At 71.0% G+C, this 18,482-nt stretch carries 19 protein-coding genes and 1 riboswitch; of the genes, 11 read left to right on the plus strand and 8 right to left on the minus strand.

Features of this window, described 5'->3' with window-relative positions; translation table 11 throughout:
• Window positions 1-117: 117 nt before the first annotated feature.
• From PO78_RS15265 to cobU, 4 genes are read right to left on the minus strand one after another with little or no spacing between them, the layout of a single operon-like run.
• Entirely contained in the window at window positions 118-897 is a 780-nt protein-coding gene (locus tag PO78_RS15265; protein WP_043744981.1) for an adenosylcobinamide-GDP ribazoletransferase, read from the minus strand.
• The gene (gene cobT, locus PO78_RS15270) at window positions 897-1,958 is read right to left on the minus strand and encodes a nicotinate-nucleotide--dimethylbenzimidazole phosphoribosyltransferase (protein ID WP_043744985.1); all 1,062 of its coding nucleotides are present in this window, start codon (window positions 1,956-1,958) and stop codon (window positions 897-899) included. The genes PO78_RS15265 and cobT overlap by 1 nt, the downstream gene beginning before the upstream one ends.
• Window positions 1,955-2,584, minus strand: coding sequence for a Uma2 family endonuclease (locus PO78_RS15275; protein ID WP_040828916.1), 630 nt, complete (start codon window positions 2,582-2,584; stop codon window positions 1,955-1,957). The genes cobT and PO78_RS15275 overlap by 4 nt, the downstream gene beginning before the upstream one ends.
• 35 nt (window positions 2,585-2,619) lie before the next feature.
• Window positions 2,620-3,168 carry a bifunctional adenosylcobinamide kinase/adenosylcobinamide-phosphate guanylyltransferase gene (gene cobU / locus PO78_RS15280; RefSeq protein ID WP_004306939.1) on the minus strand — a complete coding sequence of 183 codons (549 nt, stop codon included), beginning with the start codon at window positions 3,166-3,168 and terminating at the stop codon, window positions 2,620-2,622.
• Window positions 3,169-3,261: 93 nt separating this feature from the next.
• Window positions 3,262-3,496: riboswitch (cobalamin riboswitch) on the plus strand.
• Between the two features lie 135 nt (window positions 3,497-3,631).
• Between cobU and PO78_RS15285 the strand changes: the two genes are divergently transcribed.
• The 8 genes from PO78_RS15285 to PO78_RS15320 all read left to right on the plus strand — a co-directional run bounded on the left by PO78_RS15285 (window position 3,632) and on the right by PO78_RS15320 (window position 10,668).
• The gene (locus PO78_RS15285) at window positions 3,632-5,470 is read left to right on the plus strand and encodes a TonB-dependent receptor domain-containing protein (protein ID WP_012586112.1); all 1,839 of its coding nucleotides are present in this window, start codon (window positions 3,632-3,634) and stop codon (window positions 5,468-5,470) included.
• A 51-nt stretch (window positions 5,471-5,521) separates the two neighbouring features.
• Window positions 5,522-6,508, plus strand: a complete 987-nt coding sequence (locus PO78_RS15290; protein ID WP_041589697.1) for a FecCD family ABC transporter permease — start codon at window positions 5,522-5,524, stop codon at window positions 6,506-6,508.
• Complete coding sequence (locus PO78_RS15295) at window positions 6,505-7,314, plus strand: ABC transporter ATP-binding protein (RefSeq protein ID WP_012586110.1); 810 nt, start codon at window positions 6,505-6,507, stop codon at window positions 7,312-7,314. The genes PO78_RS15290 and PO78_RS15295 overlap by 4 nt, the downstream gene beginning before the upstream one ends.
• A gap of 108 nt (window positions 7,315-7,422) precedes the next feature.
• Window positions 7,423-7,662: a helix-turn-helix domain-containing protein gene (locus PO78_RS15300; protein WP_004306946.1), complete on the plus strand. Its 240-nt coding sequence runs from the start codon at window positions 7,423-7,425 to the stop codon at window positions 7,660-7,662.
• Between the two features lie 63 nt (window positions 7,663-7,725).
• The gene (locus tag PO78_RS15305; RefSeq protein ID WP_187283012.1) at window positions 7,726-7,884 is read left to right on the plus strand and encodes a hypothetical protein; all 159 of its coding nucleotides are present in this window, start codon (window positions 7,726-7,728) and stop codon (window positions 7,882-7,884) included.
• The gene (gene cobO / locus PO78_RS15310; RefSeq protein WP_004306950.1) at window positions 7,881-8,489 is read left to right on the plus strand and encodes a cob(I)yrinic acid a,c-diamide adenosyltransferase; all 609 of its coding nucleotides are present in this window, start codon (window positions 7,881-7,883) and stop codon (window positions 8,487-8,489) included. The genes PO78_RS15305 and cobO overlap by 4 nt, the downstream gene beginning before the upstream one ends.
• A 2-nt stretch (window positions 8,490-8,491) precedes the next feature.
• Window positions 8,492-9,340: a uroporphyrinogen-III C-methyltransferase gene (gene cobA, locus PO78_RS15315; RefSeq protein ID WP_004306952.1), complete on the plus strand. Its 849-nt coding sequence runs from the start codon at window positions 8,492-8,494 to the stop codon at window positions 9,338-9,340.
• 14 nt (window positions 9,341-9,354) lie between these two features.
• On the plus strand, window positions 9,355-10,668 hold the full coding sequence (locus tag PO78_RS15320; RefSeq protein WP_043745570.1) for a cobyrinate a,c-diamide synthase: 1,314 nt from the start codon (window positions 9,355-9,357) through the stop codon (window positions 10,666-10,668).
• Window positions 10,669-11,107: 439 nt separating this feature from the next.
• Here the strand turns inward: PO78_RS15320 and PO78_RS15325 are convergent, their stop codons facing one another.
• Window positions 11,108-12,019, minus strand: coding sequence for a LysR family transcriptional regulator ArgP (locus tag PO78_RS15325; protein ID WP_004306957.1), 912 nt, complete (start codon window positions 12,017-12,019; stop codon window positions 11,108-11,110).
• A gap of 178 nt (window positions 12,020-12,197) precedes the next feature.
• Between PO78_RS15325 and PO78_RS15330 the strand changes: the two genes are divergently transcribed.
• From PO78_RS15330 to PO78_RS15340, 3 genes are all read left to right on the plus strand, one after another.
• Window positions 12,198-12,803: a LysE/ArgO family amino acid transporter gene (locus PO78_RS15330; RefSeq protein WP_004306959.1), complete on the plus strand. Its 606-nt coding sequence runs from the start codon at window positions 12,198-12,200 to the stop codon at window positions 12,801-12,803.
• 350 nt (window positions 12,804-13,153) lie between these two features.
• Window positions 13,154-14,044, plus strand: a complete 891-nt coding sequence (gene asd / locus PO78_RS15335; RefSeq protein ID WP_012586105.1) for an archaetidylserine decarboxylase — start codon at window positions 13,154-13,156, stop codon at window positions 14,042-14,044.
• Between the two features lie 186 nt (window positions 14,045-14,230).
• Window positions 14,231-14,665, plus strand: a complete 435-nt coding sequence (locus PO78_RS15340) for a CBS domain-containing protein (RefSeq protein ID WP_004306963.1) — start codon at window positions 14,231-14,233, stop codon at window positions 14,663-14,665.
• Between the two features lie 152 nt (window positions 14,666-14,817).
• On the opposite strand, the gene PO78_RS15345 is transcribed toward PO78_RS15340, so the two are convergent.
• The 3 genes from PO78_RS15345 to PO78_RS23605 all read right to left on the minus strand — a co-directional run bounded on the left by PO78_RS15345 (window position 14,818) and on the right by PO78_RS23605 (window position 18,480).
• Window positions 14,818-16,116 carry an acetyl-CoA hydrolase/transferase family protein gene (locus PO78_RS15345; protein ID WP_043744990.1) on the minus strand — a complete coding sequence of 433 codons (1,299 nt, stop codon included), beginning with the start codon at window positions 16,114-16,116 and terminating at the stop codon, window positions 14,818-14,820.
• Window positions 16,117-16,204: 88 nt separating this feature from the next.
• A complete protein-coding gene (gene cobJ / locus PO78_RS15350; RefSeq protein WP_012586104.1) occupies window positions 16,205-17,191 on the minus strand; it encodes a precorrin-3B C(17)-methyltransferase in 987 nt (328 codons plus the stop codon).
• 83 nt (window positions 17,192-17,274) lie between these two features.
• Window positions 17,275-18,480 carry a cobalt-precorrin 5A hydrolase gene (locus PO78_RS23605; protein WP_043744992.1) on the minus strand — a complete coding sequence of 402 codons (1,206 nt, stop codon included), beginning with the start codon at window positions 18,478-18,480 and terminating at the stop codon, window positions 17,275-17,277.
• Window positions 18,481-18,482: the final 2 nt, after the last annotated feature.

Here is an 18,482-nt window from a genome sequence, read left to right on the forward strand (position 1 = left end):
GCCGGAGAAAGACTCCAGATCAACTCATATTGGGTTGCCGACTTGTCGGGAGCAAGTATTTTTTGTCCTGGGTCAAGATCCGCCCAGGCCGCATGGGGATTGCACGGCGGTGCAGGCTCAGCTCGCCAGCCGCGATGCGGCGAGCAGGGCGAGGTAGATGGCGAGCTCGCTCGCCTGCTGGGTGGCGCCGAGCAGGTCGCCGGTGTAGCCGCCGAGCCGGCGCTGGAAGAGGCGCGCGCTCCACGTCGTCACCGCAGCGGCGGCGAGCAGGGCGCAGAGCGCGGTGGCGGGTGGCAGCAGCAGCAGGGGTAGCAGGCCGCTGGCGACGGCCAGCGCGAGCCCGGCCGGTGCCAGCGGGCGCGCGACGGCGACCGACTTGGCCGAATCGTCGGCGCGTACGTAGGGCAGGCGGTGCAGCACCACGGTGGCGGCCAGGCGCGACAGCGGATGGGCGACGAGCAGGGCGAGCGCCACGCCCGCCCCTTGCACCGCCGGGCTGGCCAGCTCCACCAGCGCCGCCGCCTTGGCGAGCAGCATCAGCACCATGCCGATGGTGCCGTAGCTGCCGATGCGCGAGTCCTTCATGATCGCCAGGATCTGTGCCTTGTCCCAGCCGCCGCCGAGGCCGTCGCAGCTGTCGGCGAAGCCGTCCTCGTGGAAGGCGCCGGTGAGGCGGATGGTGAGCGCCATCGACAGGACGACCGCCACGGCGGGCGGCAGCAGCCAGGCGAGGGCGAGGTAGCCGAGCGCGCCTGCGCCGCCCACCACCCAGCCCACGAGTGCGAAGTAGCGCGCCGCATGGTGCATGCGCTCGGACGACCACGGCACCCAGGCGGGCACCGGGAGGCGGGTGAAGAAGCCGAGCGCGGTGAAGAAGAGTTCGAGCTGGTCGCGCATCAGCCCGGACGACGGGCCTGGTCGCTGACCCCGGCGGACTCGAAGCTCGCCATCTCGTTGATGAAATTCACCGCCGCCTGCACGAGCGGGAAGGCGAGTGCCGCGCCGGTGCCTTCGCCCAGGCGGAGGTCGAGTTCCATCAGCGGTTCGGCCTGCAGGAAGTCGAGCTGCACGCGGTGGCCGGGCTCCTGCGAGCGATGCGCGAAGACGCAGCACGACAGCACCGCGGGTGCCAGGGCGTGGGCGACGAGCACGGCCGAGGTGACGATGAAGCCGTCGACCAGCACCAGCATGCGGCGCTCGGCGGCGCCGAGGATGGCGCCCGCCATCATGGCGATCTCGAGGCCGCCATACTGCACCAGCACCTCCAGCGGGTCGTGTGGTCGACCACCGCGCTGCAGCGCCTGGGCGAGCATGCTGCGCTTGCGGAACAGGCCGGGGTCGTCCAGGCCGGTGCCGCGGCCGGTGACGGTATAGAGCTCGGCGTCGTGCTCGGCGCCCACCAGACAGTGGGTGAGCAGCGAGGCCGACGCGGTGTTGCCGATACCCATCTCGCCCAGGCCGATGCAGTTGCAGCCGTTGTCGGCGAGCGCATGGGCGACGCCGCGCCCGCGCTCGAGCGCTGCGTCGCGCTGCGCGGCGCTCATGGCCGGCTCTTCGATGTAGTTGGCCGTGCCGGGCGCGATCTTGGCGTCGATCAGCCCCGGGCGCTTGCCGAAGTCGTGGTTGACGCCGGCATCGACCACGGTGAGATCCAGCCCGAGCTGGCGGGTGAATACGTTGATCGCCGCGCCGCCGGCGAGGAAGTTCTCCACCATCTGCCAGGTCACGTCCTGCGGGTAGGCGGACACGCCGGCACGCGCCGCGCCGTGGTCGCCGGCGAAGACGACGATGTGCGGCTGGCGCAGTTCGGGTTCCAGGGTCTGCTGCAGCAGCGCGATCTGGTGCGCGAGCCCCTCCAGGCGGCCGAGCGCGCCGCGCGGCTTGGTCTTGCGGTCGATCTTGTGCTGGATCGCGGCGGAGAGCAGCGGGTCGGGCGAGGCGATGGCGTAGGGCTTCATGCGGCAGGTGGCGGGGGTGGTGTGGAGGGAGGGGGGATGGGCGCCGGGTCGGAGGCGTCCGCGTCCGGCAGGTCGCGATAGAGGTCGGCGAGCGCGAGCTCGAAGTCGAAGGCGGGCAGGGCGAGGCGGGCCGTTTCTCCGCTCGCCTCGCTCAGCACCCAGCGCCCGTCCTCGCCGCGGGTGAAGCACTCGACGTGGGCACGGTCCTGCGACAGGAAGAGCACGGTTTTCAGCCCCGCAAAGCGGCGATAGGCGGCGAACTTGTCGCCGCGGTCATAGGCCTCGGTCGAGGGCGACAGCACCTCGGCGATGAGGATAGGGTCTTCCTTGACCTGGCGGCGGGCGCGGTCGGCGTCGGTGCAGGTGACGAAGACGTCGGGGTAGAAGAGGTCGTCCGATTCGGCCAGGCGCAGACGGACGTCGGACATGAAGACGTTGCAGCGCGTGTGCTGCAGCCCGATCCGCAAAGCCATGTACATGTTTCCGGTCACGACGTTATGCACGTCCGACCCCCCCGCCATCATGAAGGCCTCGCCGTTGAAGAACTCCCAGCGCTCGGGCTGCTCCGCCTCCCAGGCCAGGAAGTCTTCCAGCGTCATCTTGTGCTTCTGTGCAGGCAGCCCCACAGCCCTCTCCCGGAAAGTGTGCTTCGCCCCGAAGTTTAGCCTTCCTTCAGCACCAGCGGCAGGCCGGCGGCGACGAAGACAACCCGGCGGCATGCGCTCGCCACCATCTGGTTGAGCCGTCCGGCCTCGTCGCGGAACAGCCGTCCGAGCGGCGTCTCCGGCACCAGACCGAGCCCCACCTCGTTGGCGACGAGGACGATGCGGCCGGGCAGCGTCGGCAGCACGGCGAGCAGCGCGTCGCGCTCGTGGCGGAAGCGCGGCAGGTCTTCGGCCGTGGCGCCTGCGGGAAGGGTGTGGGCGTCGGCGAGCAGGTTGGAGAGCCACAGCGTGAGGCAGTCGACGATCAGGCAGCGCTCGGCCGCGGCCTCGCGTCGCAATGTATCGGCGAGCGCCAGCGGCGCCTCGACCGTGCGCCAGCCCGCCGGCCGGTCGGCCTGGTGACGGCGGATGCGCGCCGCCATCTCCTCGTCGAGGGCCTCGGCGGTGGCGATCACCGTCACCGCCAGGCCGGTTTCGACAGCACGCCGTTCGGCTTCGCGGCTCTTGCCGGAGCGGGCGCCGCCGAGGATGAGTTCGCAGGTCATGGTCTTTGCGGGTCCTGCATGGAGGATTCGTCGTCGTTTTTTTGCAGTGCACGATACCGGGCCGTACGGTATCATCCGCCCCCACTGCCCCGGAAGGGGCAACGCGTTATCGGTGCCCACGGGCGTTTCTCGCCCCGGGTTAAACGGGAAACAGGTGCGCGGCCCCTCGCAAACGAGGCCGCAATGCCTGTGCTGCCCCCGCAACGGTAAGTGCGCGCAAGGTGCGTCATGCAGCCACTGGGCATCCATGCCCGGGAAGGCGACCCACCCGTCCGGCCCCGCCGGCACAGCGCACGAGCCCGGAGACCGGCCGGAACGCGGATTGGCGGATGTGCCGCGGGGTGGCGGCGACGGGCGCGGTGGGTTCTCCTGCTCTCTTCGGTTCTACCTGGCTCGCGGTGCGTCCATGTGAGGTTGCCATGGCGTGCGGGGACGCACGGTGTGGCGAAGGGAGTTCAAACGAATGAAGATCCGTGTTTCCGCGCTCGCCTCGGCATGCGCGCTCGCCTGTTTCCTCGCACCGGCCGCTCATGCGGCCGATGCCCAGCTCGGCCACGTCGTCGTGACCGCCACTCGCCAGCCGATCAGTGCCGATGCGGCCCTGGCCAGCGTGGATGTCATCGAGCGCGACGAAATCGCCCGCGCGGGGCATTCGAGCCTGCTGGGCCTGCTCTCCTCGCGGCCGGGCGTGCAGATGGCACGCAATGGCGGTCCTGGTTCGAGCGGCAGCATCTTCATCCGCGGGGCGAACTCCGGACACACGCTGGTGCTGGTCGATGGGGTGCGCATGGGCTCCGCCACCAGCGGCTCTCCGGTGCTGGAGACGATCCCGCTCGAACTCATCGAGCGTATCGAGATCCTGCGCGGCCCCGGAAGTGCGCTGTACGGCGCGGATGCGCTCGGTGGCGTGATCCAGGTGTTCACCCGCAAGGGGCGCGAGGGCTTCCAGCCCTCCGTGCGCGTCGGGGCCGGCACGGACGGCGCGCGCGAGGCGAGCGCCACGCTCGCGGGTGGAAACGAGCGTCTGCGCTACAGCCTGACCGCCGGTCACGAGCGCAGCGACGGCTTCAACGCAAGGCCGAATTCGGCGACCGCCGCGGATGCCGACGACGACGGCTTCCGCGAGGATTATCTGGGCGCGTCGCTGGTGCTGGACCTGGGCGGCAATGACGAGCTCGGCGCCAACCTGCTGTATTCCGACATGCGCAACTGGTACGACGCGGCACAGCCTTTCGACTCCTACCTCGACAAGCGTGCCGAGACCTTCGGCGCGTATCTGCGCAAGCAGCATTCCGCCGACTGGGCCAGCACCCTGCGCTTCGGTCACGGGGTGGATGCCCTCGACAACCAGTCGAACGCGAGCACGCGTTCCCGCTTCGATACCACGCAGCGCCAGTTGAGCTGGCAGCACGACGTCGCCGTAGGTGGCGGCTCGCTGATGGCGGCGTACGAGTTTCTGCAGCAGCGCGTGAAGACCACCTCCGACTTCGAGAAGACGCGTCGCCACATCAACGCCTTCCTGCTCGGCTGGGGTGGTGAATTCGACCGCCACAACGTCCAGCTCAATGCGCGCCACGACCGCAACTCGCAGTTCGGTGGCAAGACCACCGGCGCCGCGGCCTACGGCTATCGGCTTGCGCCCGAGTGGCGCGCCCATGCCAGCATCGGCACGGCGTTCAAGGCGCCGACCTTCAACGATCTGTACTTCCCGGTGGAGTGCTACGGTGCCTGGGGCTGCTTCGGCGGCAATCCGGACCTGGAGCCCGAGGAGGCGCTCAACCGCGAGCTGGGCGTGGCCTGGGAGCGCAACGGGGTCGGTGTCGACCTGACCTATTTCAACAACCGCATCAAGAACCTCATCGACTGGAGCACCGGCATCGCCTCCAATGTGGGCAGGGCCGACATCCAGGGGATCGAGGCGGCGCTGTCCGCGACCCTGGGCGACTACCGGCTGCGCGCCAGCGTCGACCTGCTCGACGCGGAGGATGACGAGACCGGCGATCAGCTCGGCCGCCGCGCGCGCGTCGGCGGGGCGCTCGCGCTGGAGCGTGCGGTGGGCGCGTGGACCTGGGGTGTGGAGTGGAACGGCAAGGGGCGGCGCTATGATCAGGTGCCGAACGCGGTGTCCAATCGCCTCGGCGGCTACGGTCTGGTCGATGCCTACGCGCACTACGCCGTGGCGCGCGACTGGAGCGTCGAAGTTCGTGCCAACAATCTACTCGACAAGGACCATGAGCTTGCGAAGGGGTTCGCAACACAGGGCAGGAGTGCCTTCGTCGCGCTGCGCTACGCGATGCACTGACCGGCGATGCCCGCCGTCGCCCTGCGTGGGGAGTCGCGCTTGAGTCCGGCCATGCGCCGCAGGCGGGCGCCGCTGGCGATCGCTGCGGTACTGCTGTCCGCGGCGGCCATGGCCTTGCTGTGGGCGCTGGTCGCCGGCGACCTGCCGGTCGCGGCGACCGATGTCTTCGCCGCGCTGGCCGGCGCGGAGGGCATGGGGGCGACCGTCATCCGCGAACTTCGCCTCCCCCGCGCCCTCGCCGCCTTCGCCTGCGGCGGCCTGCTCGCCACCGCGGGTGCGCTGATGCAGGTGCTGCTGCGCAACCCGCTCGCCGACCCCTACATCCTGGGCATCTCGGGCGGGGCGGCGGTGGGGGCGCTGGGGGCGATGATGCTCGGGGCGGCGCTGTTCTGGGTGGATGTGTCGGCCTTCGCCGGGGCGCTGGCGGCGATGCTGCTCGTCTTCGGGCTCGCCCATGGCGACGGCAGCTGGACGCAGACGCGCCTGCTGCTCACCGGCGTCATCGTCGCCGCCGGCTGCGGCGCGGCGGTGTCGCTGATGCTGGCGCTCGCGCCCGACACGCGGGTGATGTCGATGCTGTTCTGGATGATGGGCGACGCCAGCGCGGCGGCGCGGCCGTGGCCGGCGCTGGCGGTGCTGGCGCTGGCGCTGGTCGCGGTGATGCCCTACGCGCGCGACCTCAACGTGCTCGCGCGTGGCGAGCTCAGCGCGCGCGCGCTGGGCGTGCGCGTCGGCCACCTGCGCGTCGCGCTCTATGTGCTCGCCTCGCTGCTCACCGCCACCGCGGTCACGCTCGTGGGCTCGGTGGGCTTCGTCGGCCTGGTGGTGCCGCACCTGGTGCGGCTGGCGCTGGGCAACGACCAGCGCGTGCTGATCCCCGCGGCGGCGCTCGCCGGCGGCACCCTGCTGACCCTGGCCGACACCGCGGCGCGCACCGTGATGGCGCCGCAGCAGCTGCCGGTGGGCGTGCTCACCGCGCTGATCGGCGTGCCGGTCTTCCTCTTCCTGCTCTCGCGCAACCCGCGCGGCACGCCATGAACGCCGCCCGCCGCGCCTTGCCCGTGGATGACGCCCCCTTGCTCGAGGCCGAGCGCCTCGCGCTCGAGGTGGGCGAGCGCTGGCTGTGCTGCGAGTTCAGCCTGAGCCTGGCGGCGGGCGAGTGCCTGGTGCTGCTCGGCCCCAACGGCGCGGGCAAGACCACGCTGTTGCACACCCTGGCCGGACTGCGCGAGCCCACGGTGGGCGAGGTGCGCATCGGCGGCCTGCCCTATGCGGCCTGGCCGGCGCTGGAGGCGGCGCGGTTCCGCGGCCTGCTCGCGCAGCAGCAGCCCGACCCCTTCGCGGCGAGCGTGCTCGAGACCGTGCTGGTCGGCCGCCACCCGCACCTGGGGCGTTGGGGCTGGGAGGGGCCGCAGGACGTGGCGATCGCGCGCGCGGCGCTGGAGTCGGTCGGGCTGGCCGGCTTCGAGCAGCGCGACGTGCAGACGCTTTCGGGCGGCGAGCGCCAGCGCGTGGGCATCGCCACCCTGCTCGCGCAGGCGCCGCGCCTGTTCCTGCTCGACGAGCCGCTCAACCACCTCGACCTGCACCACCAGATCGCCGCGCTCGAGCTCTTCCAGCGCCTGCTGCGCGAGCAGGGTACCGCGCGCGGGAGCGTGCTGGTGCTGCACGACATCAACCTCGCCGCACGCTACGCCGACCACATCATCCTGCTCGACGGCCGTGGCGGCGTGATCGCCGGCGACCGCGACGCCGTGCTGCGCGCCGACCTGCTCGGCCAGGCCTTCGGCCACCCGCTGCGCCGGATCGAGCATGAGGGGAGGGTGGTGTTCCTGCCGGACTGAGCGGGCGTGTCCGGAGCGCGTGCCGGGCTCGATATCGGCATTGGCGATTTCTTGCGTTTATCGAGAAAGGCGATATCCTGGATTTATCGGGATCATCGATACGACACCATGCCCAGGCTTTACTCTCCGGAACAGGCCGCCGAGCTGCTCGTCGGCCGGCGCAAGGCGCTCGGCTTGTCGCAGGCCGAGGTCGCGGCCCGGCTCGGCATCAGTCAGAACCGGCTCTCCGAACTCGAGACGCGCCCCGAGCGCCTCACCTTCGACCGCCTGCTTGCGCTCGCTGGCGTGCTCGGGCTCGAGCTGACCCTCGGCGACCGCAAGCCCGCCGAGGTGGAGCGTGAATGGTAGCCGCGGGCCGCCGCACGCAGGCACTTCAACGCGATGGCGCACAAGTGCGGCCTCGGGACCGACATGGAGGATGTCGTCGAGGCGGTGCTGGCGCAGCTCGACGGGCTTGCGGCCGGGCTGACGGCAGCCTTCCCCGAGGATGTCTTCACCACGATCGCCGCTGGCATGCGTGCCAGCGCGCGCCGACTTCACAACGAAAACAGGACGACAGGCCCGACATGACCCAGACCCCCGACCGCGACACCCGCCACAACGCCCGCATGGCACGCAAGAAGGACGTCGTCGATGAAAAGATCGCCGCCGCGCAGGCCGAGCGCGGCGTGCTGCTGGTCAACACCGGCAATGGCAAGGGCAAGTCGAGCGCGGGCTTCGGCCTAGTGGCGCGCGCGCTCGGGCACGGCATGCAGGTCGGCGTGGTGCAGTTCATCAAGGGGCGCTCGGACACCGGCGAGGAGGCCTTCTTCCGTACCCAGCCCGGCGTGCGCTGGCACGTGATGGGCGAGGGCTTCACCTGGGAGACCCAGGATCGTGCCCGCGACGTCGCGTCGGCCGAAGCCGCCTGGGCGCTGGCACGCGAAATGCTTCAGAATCCCGAAGTCGGCCTCGTGGTGCTGGACGAGCTCAATATCGCGCTCAAGTACCAGTATCTCGACGTGGAGCGGGTGCTCGCCGACCTGCGCGCCCGGCCGCCGATGCAGCATGTGGTGGTCACCGGCCGCGGGGCGCCGCCCGCGCTGGTCGAGGCTGCCGACACCGTCACCGACATGACGCCGGTCAAGCACGCCTTCGCCGCGGGGGTGAAGGCGATGCCCGGCATGGAGTGGTAAGAATGGCAGTTCCCGATCTCGCGGTTCATCGTCCCGGCCCGCTGCCGGGCTGGGTCTATCTGGTGGGCGCCGGCCCGGGCGACCCGGAGCTGTTCACGCTGCGCGGCGCGCGCCTGGTGGCGGGCGCGGACGTCATCGTCTACGACAACCTCGTCGCGCCGCCCATCCTGGATCTGGCGCCGGTCGAGGCCGAGCGCATCTACGTCGGCAAGAAGGCGGCCGACCACTCGCTGCCGCAGGACGAGATCAACCAGCTGCTGCTCGAGCTGGCGCGGCGGAACAAGCGCGTGGTGCGGCTCAAGGGCGGCGACCCCTTCATCTTCGGCCGTGGCGGCGAGGAGATGGAGCTGCTGGTCGAGGCCGGCATCCACGTCGAGGTGGTGCCGGGCGTGACCGCGGCGGCGGGTGTCTCCGCCTACGCGGGGATCCCGCTCACTCATCGCGAGCACGCGCAGTCGGTGGTGTTCGCCACCGGCTTCCTCAAGGAAGGCAAGGTCGACCTCGACTGGCCGATGCTGGCACGTCCGCATCAGACGGTGGTGATCTACATGGGCATCTCGCGCCTGGCCGACATCTGCGCCCAGCTCGTCGCCCACGGCCTGCCGCCGACCACGCCTGCGGGGGTGATCGAGCGCGGCACCACCCATGCGCAGCGCGTGGTGGTGGCCGACCTCGCCACCCTGGCGCAGCGCGTGCTGGACGAAGGCGTGCGTCCCCCCTCGCTGACCGTTGTCGGCAGCGTCGTCGGCCTGTACCCCAGGCTGGCCTGGTTCGAGCCGCAGGAGCAGCCCAAGGCCTCGCCGCTGCCGCACGCCGGCTGTGCGGTGGTGCACGGAAAGGGTGGCGAGTGAGCGTGGCGGACGCGATGCCGGAAACGGTCGACCCGGGTGCGGCCTCGTGCCCGGCACTCTTCGTCGCCGCACCCGCCTCCGGCCAGGGCAAGACCACCGTCACCGCGGCGCTCGCGCGCCTGCACACGCGGCTGGGACGGCGGGTGCGGGTGTTCAAGTGCGGGCCGGACTTCCTCGACCCGCAGATCCACGCGGTGGCGAGCGGCGCGCCGGTGCATAACGTCGACCTGGGGATGTGCGGCGAGGCGGACATCGCCAGGCGGCTGCACGCCGCGGCGCGCGAGGCCGACCTGATCCTGGTCGAAGGTGTGATGGGCCTCTACGACGGCGCGCCCTCGGGCGCCGACATCGCACGCCGCTTCGGCATCCCGGTGATGGCGGTGATCGACGCACGCGCGATGGCGCAGACCTTCGGCGCGGTGGCTTACGGGTTGGCGCATTACCAGCCCGGGTTGCCCTTTGCCGGGGTGCTCGCCAACCACGTTGGCAGCGCGCGCCACGCCGACATGCTGCGCGAGTCGCTGCCGGTGGGCATGCGCTGGTTCGGTGCGGTGATGCGCGATGTGGATGCGGCGCTGCCCGAGCGTCATCTCGGTCTGCTGCAGGCGGCGGAGATCGACGACCTCGGTGCGCGTCTCGACCGCCTCGCCGATCATCTCGAGCGCACCGGCGCCGCGGAGCTGCCGCCGACGGTGGCGTTTCCCGTCGTGGCAGTGGCGGAGATTCCGCCACTGCTCGCCGGCAAGCGGATCGCGATCGCGCACGACGCCGCTTACGGCTTCCTCTACCCGGCCAATGTCGACACCCTGCGCGCGCTGGGTGCGGAGCTCGCCTTCTTCTCGCCGCTCGCCGGCGAGGGCTTGCCGGCACAGTGCGACGCCGTCTGGCTGCCGGGCGGCTACCCCGAGCTGCACGGCGCCGCGCTGGCCGCCAACGCCGGGTTGTGGGTCGGGCTGCGAGCGCATGTGGCCGCCGGCAAGCCGGTGCTCGCCGAGTGCGGAGGCCTGATGAGCCTGCTCGATGCCATCGTCGACAAGGTTGGGGTGGAGCACGGGTTCGCCGGCCTGCTGCCCGGCCGGGCGGTGATGCAGAAAAGGCTCGCCGCGCTCGGCATGCAGGAAGTCGATCTGCCCGGCGGTCGGCTCACCGGCCACACCTTTCATTATTCGCGCACGGAGACCCCGCTGGAGCCCTGGCTGCGCGCGTGCCGCCCCGACGGCGGCGAGGGCGAGGCGATCTACCGTCGCGGCCCGATCACCGCCTCGTACGTGCATTTCTGGTTCCCGTCGAATCCGGTGGCGGTGGCGGGGCTGTTCGGCGGAGGATGACCCGTCTGCCATCGGGTCCGTGGCGAAATTGCGCCTCGACCCGATGTGTCGCCGATCGCGACTGGCGTCGCTCCCACGGGAGACATCGCGGCGCATCGAGGGGCCGTAGGAGCGACGCGAGTCGCGATCGGCGCGTCGGTTCGCGCCGCGCTCATCTCGCCACCGCAATCGCGACTGGCGTCGCTCCCACGGGAGACATCGCGGCGCATCGGGGGCCGTAGGAGCGACGCGAGTCGCGATCGGCGCGTCGGTCCGCGCCGCGCTCGCCTCGCCACCGCAATCGCGACTGGCGTCGCGCCCACGGGAGGCATCGCGGCGCATCAGGGGCCGTAGGAGCGACGCGAGTCGCGATCGGCGCGTCGGTCCGCGCCGCGTTCGCCTCGCCACCGCAATCGTGACTGGCGTCGCTCCCACGGGAGGCATCGGTCTCATTAGGCCTTCAGCCCGGCCCGGCTGGATCGCGCCGCTCACCCCCGAGTGCCCGCCCTGCAGCATCTCCGATCGCCTGCGCAAGCCTCGCCATCACCGGAGACTGTACCTGCCAGTGGTGCCAGTACAGGACCACCTCTTCGCGCTCGGGTGCCAGGTCGACCAGCTCGCCGCGCGCAAGGTGCGCACGTGCCTGGATCTCGGGGACGAATCCATAGCCCAGGCCGGCGAGCGCGAAGGCCATGAAGCCCTCGGACGAGGGCACGACGTGGTGTGGATAGCGCCGCGAATCCAGCCCGAAGTGGCGCAGCAGGAAGGCCTCGTGCATGTCGTCGTGGTGGCCGAAGACGATCGCCGGCGCGCGCGCCAGCGCCGCCGGGGTGAGACCCTGCGGGAACCAGCGCGCGCGGAAGTCGGGCGAGCCGGCGCACAGATAGGGCATGGCCCCGAGGCGTACGGCGGCGCAGCCGCGCATCGGATCGGCGCGGGTGGACACGCAACCCAGCACCTCGCCGTCGGCGAGCAGCGCGTGGGTGTGGTCCTGGTCGTCGACCACGCAGTCGAGCACGATGCCCTCGTCGCGGACCACCTCGGCGACCGCGCCGATGAACCAGGTGGCGAGCGAATCGGCGTTGACGCCCACTGCGAGACGCAGCGGCCCGTCCACCTGGCGTGGCGACAGCGCGCGTCGCGCCTCCGCCTCCATCAGGCGCAGCTGTGCAAGGTAGGGCAGCAGCCTGCGCCCGGCCGGCGTGGGCCGCACCGGCTTGCTGCGCACCAGCAGAACCTGGCCGAGTTCGGCCTCGAGCAGCTTGACCCGCTGCGACACCGCGGACTGGGTCAGCGCCAGCCGGCGCGCCGCGCGCTCGAATCCGCCCTCCTGCAGCACCGCCTCGAAGGCCAGCAAGCGATGATCGATCATTAGCGTTATTGCTCGAAAACGAAATAAATCGATCCTACTTAATAAAAGCCTGCCTGGCGCCTATATTCGCGCCTCCCGGCGCTTCTGCAGGTCCGCCTCATGCCGGTTCTTGCCGGAGCGCCCGCAGTCGCGAACAGGGCTGCGGCCACGGCAACACGAGACGACAACGGAACGCATCATGAGCAACGTCTACCTCAACGGTTTTCTCCTCACCCTCGGCCTGATCATGGCGATCGGGGCGCAGAACGCGCACGTGCTGCGCCAGGGCCTGCGCGGCGAGCACGTGCTGCTGACGATCGGCGTGTCGGCGGCGTGCGACATTCTGTTGATCGGCCTGGGTATCGCCGGCGTGGGCAGCCTGTTCGTCGCCAACCCCGACCTGATGACGGTGGCGCGCTACGGTGGGGCGGCCTTCCTCGCCTGGTACGGCGCGCGCGCGCTACGCTCCGCGCTGCGCGGTGGGCGCGCGCTGGACCTGGCCGAGCACAAGCGCATGTCGCGCGGCCAGGCCCTGCTCGCGGCCGCCGGCTTCAGCCTGCTCAACCCGCATGCCTATCTCGACACCGTGGTGCTGCTCGGTTCGATCGGCAGCCAGCAGGCCGAGGACCTGCGCCCGCTCTTCGCCGTCGGCGCGATCAGCGCCTCGATCGTGTGGTTCCTGCTGCTCGGCTACGGCGCCCGCCTGCTCGCGCCGCTGTTCGCCAAGCCGGTGGCGTGGCGTGTGCTCGATGCGCTGGTGGCGCTGATGCTGTGGGCGATCGCGGGCTCGCTGCTGCTGGGGTGAGCGGGCGTGAGCGCCCATTCGCGCCTTGCGGTGCTCCTACGGAAGCGACTGCGCTTCGGGACCCCCTGTAGGAGCGGCGCAAGCCGCGAAGACGGCGCTCGGGTAGCCGGAGCGCGCCGCCATCTTCCTCGCCGCCTTCGCGCCTTGCGGTGCTCCTACGGAAGCGACCGCGTTTCGGGACCCTGTAGGAGCGCCCCAAGGCGCGAACACAGCGCCCGGTCGACCGCAGCGCGCATTCCACGCGTCGGTTTCGTCCTGAAACGGATCGTTCGGGGGGCGGAGCGTGTGAACCCGGCCCGCTATAATCGATGCCCTCGCGCATCTCGCGCGCACCGATCAGGATCTCCGCCGTGTCCGAACGCCTCGCCGTCGCCCTCCAGTACGCCCTGCCCAAGCGCCTGCTCACCCAGCTTGCCGGAAAGCTCGCCGGCCTGGAGGGGGGCAAGGCGACGACCGCGGTGATCCGCTGGTTCGCGAAGCGCTACGGGGTGAATATGGCCGAGGCCGCGAACGCCGATCCGGCGAGCTACGCGAGCTTCAACCAGTTCTTCACCCGCCCGCTGCGCGAAGGCGTGCGGCCGATCGCCGATGCGGACTTCGTCTGCCCGGTCGACGGGGCGATCAGTCAGTTCGGGCCGATCGAGTTCGACCAGGTCTTCCAGGCCAAGGGCCACTTCTATTCCACCACGGCGCTCGTGGGCGGCGACCGGGCGCTCGCCGCGCGCTTCGAGAACGGCGACTTCGCCACGATCTACCTGTCGCCGCGCGACTACCACCGCATCCACATGCCCTGCGCCGGGCGGCTGACGCAGATGATCCACGTGCCAGGCGAACTGTTCTCGGTGAATCCCGCCACCGCGCGCGGCGTGCCCGGTCTGTTCGCGCGCAACGAGCGCGTGGTGTGCGTGTTCGAGGGCGAATTCGGCCCCTTCGTGATGGTGCTGGTGGGCGCGACCATCGTGGGCAGCATGGCCACCGTGTGGCACGGCGTGGTCAATCCGCCGCGCCGGCCGGACATCGTCAAGCGCGGCTATGCAGAGGGCGAGGTGGTGCTGGAGAAGGGCGCCGAGATGGGCCGCTTCCTGCTCGGCTCGACGGTGGTGATGCTGTTCCCGCAGGACGTGCTGCGCTTCGGCTCCGACTGGGCGCCGGGCGGCCCGGTGCGGATGGGCGAGCCGATGGCGCGTGCGAAGTCGGGCGCGCCCTCCGATGGTGCGCCAGCACTCGCCGATGCACCGTGATGGTGTCCAGGAATGGCTCCGGCGGGCATTCCCTGGCGTCATCCTGCGGTCACGATGCTGAAAGAATCCCATGCTAGAACAGCGGCTTGGCGTTCCGTCCGGAACGCCCGGCGCCGACCTCCGAAGCTGGCACGATTGAAGCTAGGGATGGGGTGCCGTCCAACAACGAGCATCAGGAGACAGATCATGCCCAGCCGTCCGATCCATCAGATCCTTTCCGATCGTCCCTTCGTCGGCGTGTCGGCCGACACCCCGGTGCGCGAGGTGGTCCGCCAGATGAACGCCCTGCAGCGCAGCGCCGCCCTGGTCACCGAGCACGGCGTGCTCACCGGCATCTTCACCGAGCGCGATGCCGCCTTCGGCGTGCTGGCCGCCGGCCTGGACGCCGACACCACGCCGGTGGGTGCGGTGATGACGCACAACCCGGTGACGCTGACCGAGGACCGCCCCTTTGGTCACGCCCTGCACCTGATGTACGAGAACGGCGTGCGCCACGTGCCGATCGTCGACGCCAACCGCCGCCCGCTCGGTGTCGTCACCGCGCGCGATGCGCTTCAGCTCGATGCGCTCACCTTCGGCGCCGAGCTGGTGCGGCGCGAGGAGATCACGGTCATCCTGTAGGCGCCGTGTTCGCGGCTTGCGCCGCTCCTACAGGGGGCCGGAAACGCGGCGGCTCTTGTAGGAGCGCCGCAAGGCGCGAATGCAGCGGTCGAGATCCACCCACGCGCATCGCCTTGCCGGACCGCCTATCGCGCCTGCCCGCAGCCTCCCCCTCAAAGCAGGTTCATCTTCCGCGCCGCATCGCGCAGTTCGCCACGGAAGTCCGGGTGCGCGATGCCGATCAGCGCCTCGGCGCGCTGTTTCGCGGTCTTGCCGCGCAGCTGCGCCACGCCGTACTCGGTGACCACGTAGTTGATGTCGTTCTTGCTGGTGGTGACGTGGGTGCCCGGCGACAGCACCGGCGCGATGCGCGACACCGTGCCCTTCTTTGCCGTTGACGGCAGCACGATGAAGGCCTTGCCGTCCTTCGAGCGGTTGGCCGCGCGCACGAAATCCGCCTGGCCGCCGGTGCCCGAGTAGGGCAGGTGGCCCAGGCTCTCCGAGCCGCACTGGCCGATCAGGTCGATCTGCATGGTGGCGTTGATCGCGCACAGCTTGTCGTTGCGTGCGGCCAGGTAGGGGTCGTTGGTGAACTCCACCGGGTGCATCTCGATGCCCCGATTGCGGTGCATGGTGCGATACAGGCGCCGCGAGCCGAGCGCGAAGGTGGCGATCGTGCGGCCCGGCATGAAGGTCTTCTTGCGGTTGGTGACCGCGCCGGACTCGATCAGCGACAGGATTCCGTCGCCGAGCATCTCGGTGTGGATGCCGAGCTCGCGCTTGTGCTGCAACTGCACCACCACCGCGTCGGGGATGCCGCCGTAGCCGATCTGCAGTGTGGAGCCGTCGTCGATGAGCTCGGCGACGTACTTGCCGATCGCCTGCTGCACCGGGCCGATCTCGGGCAGGCCGACCTCGAAGAGTTCGTCGTCGCTCTCCACCAGGCCGGCGACCCGGGAGATGTGCACCAGGCAGTCGCCGTTGGCGAAGGGCACGTTCGGATTCACCTCGAGCAGCACGACGCGCGCGCGCCGGATCGCCGCCATGGTGTAGTCGGGCGCGAGCGAGAGGCTGAAGTAGCCGTGCTCGTCCATCGGCGAGGCCAGCGACACCACCACGTCCGCCGGTGACAGGCCGCGCTCGATCAGCATCGGCAGCTCGGAGAAGTAGGCCGGCACGTAGTCCACCCAGCCGGCCTGGCCGCCCGCGCGGTTCGCACCGCCGAAGAAGTAGGCGTCGTGGCGCACGTTCGCGCGCGTTTCCGGGTCGAGATAGGCGAACTTGCGCAGCGGCAGGATCTGGCTCACCGCGACGTCGCGCAGCGCGTGACGGCGCGCGGACAGGGCGTGCAGCAGCGCCGGCGGCTCGCCCACGCCGGTGGGCACGACCACGGTGTCGCCGTCGCGGACCTGGCCGGCGGCGTCGGAGGCGGTCATGCGCTTGCTGTCGTAGAGGGCCTGCAGCTTGGACATCGCGGTTCTCCCGGGCGTGTGGTCTGGCGTCGAAGGAAGCCGATTATACGGGTATTCCATACGGAGTCGTATGGTAAAGGGTGCGCGCTCAAGCAGGTGGGTGGGCGAGGGCGGCGCGGATGTAGTCCTCGGGCAGGCGGTATTCGGCGGCCAGCTCCCGGGCGTTGCGCCCGCTGGCGCGGATCGTCGCCAGCCAGCCGTCGAGCCCGCTCGACAGTGAGCGCCCGGCCTGTTCGCCCGCGCGGGTCGCGCGCTCGCTGCCGTCGACCGCGTACTTGTTGGCGTAGCCGCGCGGGGTCACCATCAACCCGTCGCGCACGAAGGTGTTGGAGTTGCCGATCAGCACCGTGGTCAGCATGCCGATGTCGGCCTCGGCCATGCGCTCGAGGGTGCTGAACTCGATGCGCTGCCTGGGCCGGTAGGCGGACTTGACGATCGCCACCGGCGTGGCCGGGTCGCGATGGCGCAGGAAGATGCGCTGCGCCTCGACGATCTGCCCGGTGCGGCGGCCGCTCTTGGGGTTGTAGAGCGCGACCACGAAGTCGGCATAGGCGGCGGCGTCGAGCCGGCGTGCGATGGCCGGCCAGGGCGTGAGCAGGTCGGACAGCGAGATCGCGCAGAAATCGTGCGTCAGCGGCGCGCCGACGAGCGCGGCGCAGGTGTTGAGGGCCGAGGCGCCGGGCACGATCTCGACCTCGATGTCGCCGGGCTTTCCGCTCGGCGGTGTCCACCCGGCCTGGAAGAGCACCTCGAAGGTCGGGCCCGCCATGCCGTACACCCCGGCGTCGCCCGAGGAGACGAGCGCCACCTTGCGGCCCTGGCGGGCGCGCTCGAGCGCCTCGATGGCGCGGTCGAGCTCCTCGGTCATCGACTTGCGGATGACCTCCTTGCCCTCGAGCAGGTCGGCCACGAGGCGGATGTAGGTGACGTAGCCGATGATCGTGTCGGCCTCGGCGATCGCGGCGCGCGCGCGCTCCGTGAGGTGGGCGTGCGCGCCCGGGCCGAGGCCGACGAGCATGATCTTGCCGGCGGGGGCGGACGTTCCGGGAGGGACGATGGTTTCGGGGGCGTTCATGCGGGAGGGACTCCGGTGCGAAACGCGGCCCGCGAGGGCGCGCGTCGAGCCCCGGCGGTGGTGCCGGGTGCTCGGGGTGGTCGTCAGTTCGGGGCGGGCGAGGAGGCGGGAAGGCGGGCGATGGAGACGGTGGCGTTGCGGCCGTCCGGGCCGCGCAGCTTGTGCTTTTCGACGCGCAGCGCGCCCGGGTCGGTGGCGAGTGCGGTGCCGGCGGCGAGCAAGGCTGCGGCCTCGGAGACCGAGGGCGTGCCGGTGTATCGGCGCACCGTCTCCGACGGGTTGGGCACGTCGACCGCGGCGAGCACGGCCGGTGGGTAGAACCGCAGCGTCCAGCCGGCGGCCGTGGCCGCCTCCAGCAGGCCGGCTTCGTCGGCCTTCAGCGTGATGCTGGCCACGGCGGCGACGTCGATGCGCGACGCACCGATGCGGGCGAGCGCCGCGTCGATCGCACGCGTGATGGTCGCCGCCGGCGTGCCGCGGTCGCAGCCGAGGCCGAGCGCGAGCTTCTTCGCCGCAGCGATGGGGCGGTAGATCACCCGCTTGCCGGCGAGGCGTGCAGCGTAGCCGGTGGGCAGAGGGCGGTCGCTGATCCACAGCACGGCGCCGAAGTGTTCGGGCTCGACGTCTTCCAGGCGCGCGAAGCGCCGGATGTTCGCCGGCAGCGGGCCGCTGCGGCCGTTGGCGTGGCGCGACCACCAGTCGGTGCTGCCGGTCTCCTGCACCAGCGCCACCGGCTCGTCGTTCACCACCGCGGCGCTGGCGCGCACGATCTCGTCGTGGCTGGCTTCGAAGGTCCAGCCGAGCTCGCGGCCGAGCAGGTCCACCGCCAGCGTCGCGCGCGCGTCCGATGCGGTGGTCAGCACCGGCGTGGCGCCCACCGCCTGCTGCAGCGCGGCGGCGATGGCGTTGGCGCCGCCGAGGTGGCCGGACAGCACCGGGATCGCCCAGCGCCCGGCCTCGTCGAGCACCACCACGCCGGGGTCGGTCTCCTTGTTGCCGAGATGCGGCGCGATCAGGCGCACCACCGCGCCGAGCGACACGATGGCGACGATGCCGTCGAAGCCGGCGAACAGCGCCGGCACCTGGTCGCCCACCTTGCCCTCGTAGCAGGCGAAGGCGCCGGGTGCGGCTGCGGCGGCCTCGGCGGCGAACTTCCGCGGTGCGAACAGCGTGGCGCCGGGCAAGGCGGCGATGACGCGACCGGCGAGCGCGATGCCGTGGCGGGTGATCGACACCACGGCGATGCGGGTGCAGGGGAAGGGCAGAGGCTGGAGGGGCTGCGAAGGCATCG

It is taken from the genome of Thauera sp. SWB20 (genome assembly GCF_000831325.1).
Taxonomy (GTDB): domain Bacteria; phylum Pseudomonadota; class Gammaproteobacteria; order Burkholderiales; family Rhodocyclaceae; genus Thauera; species Thauera aminoaromatica.